The sequence below is a fragment of the Streptomyces nanshensis genome, assembly GCF_001751255.1.
GTDB classification, from domain to species: domain Bacteria; phylum Actinomycetota; class Actinomycetes; order Streptomycetales; family Streptomycetaceae; genus Streptomyces; species Streptomyces nanshensis_A.
In genome coordinates, this window is sequence record NZ_LJGW01000632.1 from 1 (window position 1) to 3,965 (window position 3,965).

The window sequence follows — 3,965 nt, forward strand, 5'->3', positions numbered from 1 at the left end:
CACCCCTGCGTCCGTACGGCGAGAGCCTCCAGCGCGGCGGCGACGGCCGCGAACGTGGCGGGCATCCGGTACGCGGCGTAGGCCACGACGTCCGCGCGGTCGCGCAGCACGGGGGCGGCGCCGTTCTTCGCGCGGTAGCCGGTCATCAGCCGTTCGACGGCACCGGCCGCCTGCCGCGGCGGCAGCCCGTCGACGAGCGCCGCGAGGGCACGGCGCAGTTCTTCCTCGATCACCGCGACAGTCTATGGAGCGGCGGCGGGGCCCGAACGGGGCCCGTCCACCGCCCCGTTCAGCTCGGCGCAGAGCACACCGCTCAGTTTCGCGCAGAGCGCCCGTTCAGCTTCGCGCAGAACGCCCGTTCAGCTTCGCGCAGAGCGCCAGGGCCGGCACAGCCCGAGGAACGCCAGCGCCGCGACGCACAGCGCGCAGAGCTGCGTCAGCGCCATCGGTACGGCGGTGCGCTCCCCCGCGATGCCGACCAGCGGCGAGGCGATCGCGCCGATCAGGAACTGGGAGGTGCCCAGCAGCGCGGACGCCGACCCGGCGGCGTGCGAAGCACGCATCAGGCCCTGGGAGTTGGCGTTCGGCATGAGGAAGCCCATGCCCGTCATCAGGACGCACAGCGCGGCGGCGACCGGCAGCAGCCCGGGCCGCCCGAAGACGCCGCTCGTCATCAGCAGCAGCGCGACGGCGGCGGCGCCGGTCACACACAGCCCGAAGCCGAGGACCCGGTCCAGCGGCACCCGGCCGACGAGCAGCTTCCCGTTGATCTGGCCGGCGGCCACCAGACCCACGGAGTTGACCATGAACAGCAGGCTGAAGGTCTGCGGGCTGGCGCCGTAGATCTCCTGGATCACGAACGGCGAGGCCGAGACGTACGCGAAGAGCGCCGCGAAACCGAAGCTGCCCGCGAGCAGATAACCGGTGAAGACCCGGTCGGCGAAGAGGCCGCGCATCGTGCGCAGCGCGTCCGGGACGCCTCCGCTGTGCCGCCTGTGGGGCTCCAGCGTCTCCGGGAGGCAGCGGGCCACGACGGTGGTCAGGACGACGCCGATCCCGGCGAGGATGAGGAAGACGCCCCGCCAGTCGGTGAAGCGGAGGATCTGGCCGCCCAGTACGGGGGCGAGGATGGGCGCGAGGCCCGATATGAGCATCAGCGTGGAGAAGAAGCGGGCCATGGCGAGGCCGTCGTACAGGTCGCGTACGACGGCCCTGGCTATGACGATGCCGGCGGCGCCGGTCAGGCCCTGCACCAGACGGCAGACGATCAGCGTCTCGACGGTGGGCGCGAAGGCGCAGGCCACCCCGGCGACGACGTAGCCGCTCATGCCGATGAGCAGCGGGCGCCTGCGTCCGAACTGGTCGCTCATCGGCCCCACCACCAACTGCCCCACGGCGAGCCCGAGTAGACATCCGGTGAGGGTGAGCTGCGCGGTGGCGGCGGGGGTGTGCAGGGTGCCGCCGACGGCGGGGAGCGCCGGGAGGTACATGTCCATCGACAGCGCCGGCAGGGCCGTGAGGCCGCCGAGGATGAACGTCACGAGCAGACCCGCACGGCGGCGGGCGCCGAGACGGACGGCGGGCGCCGGCACGGACGCCGCACGGGACTTGTCCGCGGGCGTCTCCGCCGGCGTCCGCAGGAGCACCTCCTCGGGCTGCTCGCCGGACCTCCCGCCGGGCTCGTCCACGGGGCGCCCGGCGGCGGAGGCGAGGGTGCGGCCGGTGCCGCCGGGTACGCCGAGGGCGTCCGGGCCGGGCGCGGGAGCGACGGTGTCGTCGCCGACAGGGGCTGTGGAAGCGGCCGTTCGGGCAGGACCGGGTTCGGACATGCACCTCTCCAGGAGATTGTTGATGACTGGCACATTCTCCCAGACGCGTCCGTCACCGGCCCAGCCGATTCCTCGCCGACGACCGGGCCGGTACCGTACGCGGGCCCCGTACAGAGCCTCCGTCAGAGCTCCGTCACCGCACTCTCAGCGCACTCTCAGAGCTCCTTCAGACCCGGATCGCCGGCCCGCGAGACGAAGGACGCGGCCGTGGAGACCGGTGCCCCCGGCCGGGTGACCCGGTCCACCGTGCGGTAATCCGCGCGGAGTTGGCGCTGGTCGAGGGTGAGGAGGACGTAGCCGCGCCGCCCGTCGTAGAACTTCATATGCGGGTTGGCGTCGCGCAGCGTCTGCCAGTCGCCGGGCTCGGCGACGCCGTCGCCTCCGCTGGCGACGGAGGTGGTGACGAGTTCCACACCGGCGGTACGGGATCCGGTGTCGTCGAAGTCCTCCTTGATGTCCATCGCGTAGTGCACGTGGACGTCGCCGGTGAGCACCGCGAGGTTCGTCACGCCCGCCTTCCGCGCGGCGTCGAGGAAGCGGCCGCGCGCCGCCGGGTAGCCGTCCCAGGCGTCCATCGAGAGCGGGTACGGGCCGCTCGTACGGTTGCGGCGCCGCGAGAGCACGGTCTGCTGCTGCACCACGTTCCACACTGCGCGCGAGCTCTCCCAGCCGTCGGCGAGCCAGCGTTCCTGTGCGGTGCCCAGCATCGTCCGGTCCGGCCTGGCGGTCTCGTCGGTGGGGACCTTCCAGCCGTCGCCCGCCGACTGGTCGTCGCGGTGCTGGCGCCCGTCGAGGATGTCGAGCTGCGCCAGGCGCCCGAACTGGAGCCTGCGGTAGAGCTGGAGGGACGATCCGGACGGCTGCTGCGGCGGGCGCAGCGGCAGGTTCTCGTAGTACGCGCGGTAGGCGGCGGCCCGCCGGGCGAGGAACGCCTCGGGGGGCGAGCCCTCGGGGGTCTCGTCCGCGTAGTTGTTCTCCACCTCGTGGTCGTCCCAGGTGACGATCCAGGGGTGGGCCGCGTGGGCGGCCTGGAGGTCGGGGTCCCGGTGGTAGAGGGCGTACCGCAGCCGGTAGTCCTCCAGCGTCACGGTCTCCTTGTTGAAGCGGTCGGGGAGTCGGAGCGTGGGATCGGCGCGGTCGCCGCCGTGCGCGTCGACGGCGTACTCGTACAGGTAGTCGCCCATGTGCAGCACGGCGTCCACGTCCTCCTCGCGCGCGAGGTGCCCGAGCGCGGTGAAGTACCCGTCGTGGTACGCCTGGCAGGAGACCGCCGCGAAGCGCAGCGACCCGGAGGCGTCGGCGGCGGACGGTGCGGTACGGGTGCGGCCGACGGCGCTGGTCCAGATGCCGGTACGGAAGCGGTAGTAGTAGCCGGTACGCGGGCTGAGCCCCTCGGGCACGACGTGCACCGCGTGGTTGAACTCCGGGTGCGCGGTGGCCTCTCCGCTGCGCACGTCCCGGGTGAAGCCCTTGTCGCGGGCCAGTTCCCAGCGGACGGCGACGGGTTCACGCGGCAGTCCGCCGTCCGGCTCGTACGGCTCGGGGGCGAGCCGCGTCCACAGCACCACGGAGTCGGGCCGCGGGTCGCCGGAGGCCACACCGAGGGTGAAGGGGTCCTTGTCGATACGGGCAGGGTCGAGCTTCGCCGCCGCGTGTGCCGGCCGGGGGAGGTCGATGCCGAGGGCGAGCGTCACGGCCGCCGCGGTCCCGGTCAGCAGCCGGCGACGGCACAACCGCCGTGCGGCCGCACGGTATTCGCTGTCTGCGCTCGATGGCTGCGTCATACATGCGATTGCACCCTCCGGGAAAGGCCGGAGCCGGTCAGACACGCGTCCGCGGGGTGGCCGTTCGGTGGCCGTCCGTAGGGCGGGCCGTCACGGACGGTGTTCGCGGACAGAGGTCGCGGACGGAGGTCAGGGGGCGCGGTGCGGGCGGCGCCGTTCCGGCACCGGGGCCTTACCGCCGTCCCCCGTGCGGGCCCGCGGCCCCGCGTACGCTGCGCCCATGACGAGACCGGACGAGGAGACGGCGGCGACTACGGCGACGGCGACGGCAGCGGTGGTGACCGGCGCGGGGTCGGGCATCGGGCGGGCCGTCGCCCTCGAACTGGCCGCCGCGGGGCGGCCGGTGACGCTG

Annotated in this window: 2 protein-coding genes and 1 pseudogene; all 3 read right to left on the minus strand. The window is 73.4% G+C overall.

The features are described from left to right. Window positions 1–230 (minus strand): annotated as a pseudogene (locus tag AN218_RS30530) (small ribosomal subunit Rsm22 family protein); the annotation flags it as partial. 129 nt (window positions 231–359) lie between these two features. Then, entirely contained in the window at window positions 360–1,829 is a 1,470-nt protein-coding gene (locus tag AN218_RS30535) for a multidrug effflux MFS transporter (RefSeq protein ID WP_079132764.1), read from the minus strand. 155 nt (window positions 1,830–1,984) lie between these two features. After that, window positions 1,985–3,613 carry an alkaline phosphatase D family protein gene (locus AN218_RS30540; RefSeq protein WP_070020281.1) on the minus strand — a complete coding sequence of 543 codons (1,629 nt, stop codon included), beginning with the start codon at window positions 3,611–3,613 and terminating at the stop codon, window positions 1,985–1,987. Between the last annotated feature and the right edge of the window lie 352 nt (window positions 3,614–3,965).

Excerpts from the sequence above, each read along its gene's own strand:
- AN218_RS30535 (WP_079132764.1), bottom strand. The coding sequence starts at position 1,829 with ATGTCCGAACCCGGTCCTGCCCGAACGGCCGCTTCCACAGCCCCTGTC.
- AN218_RS30540 (WP_070020281.1), bottom strand. The coding sequence starts at position 3,613 with ATGACGCAGCCATCGAGCGCAGACAGCGAATACCGTGCGGCCGCACGG.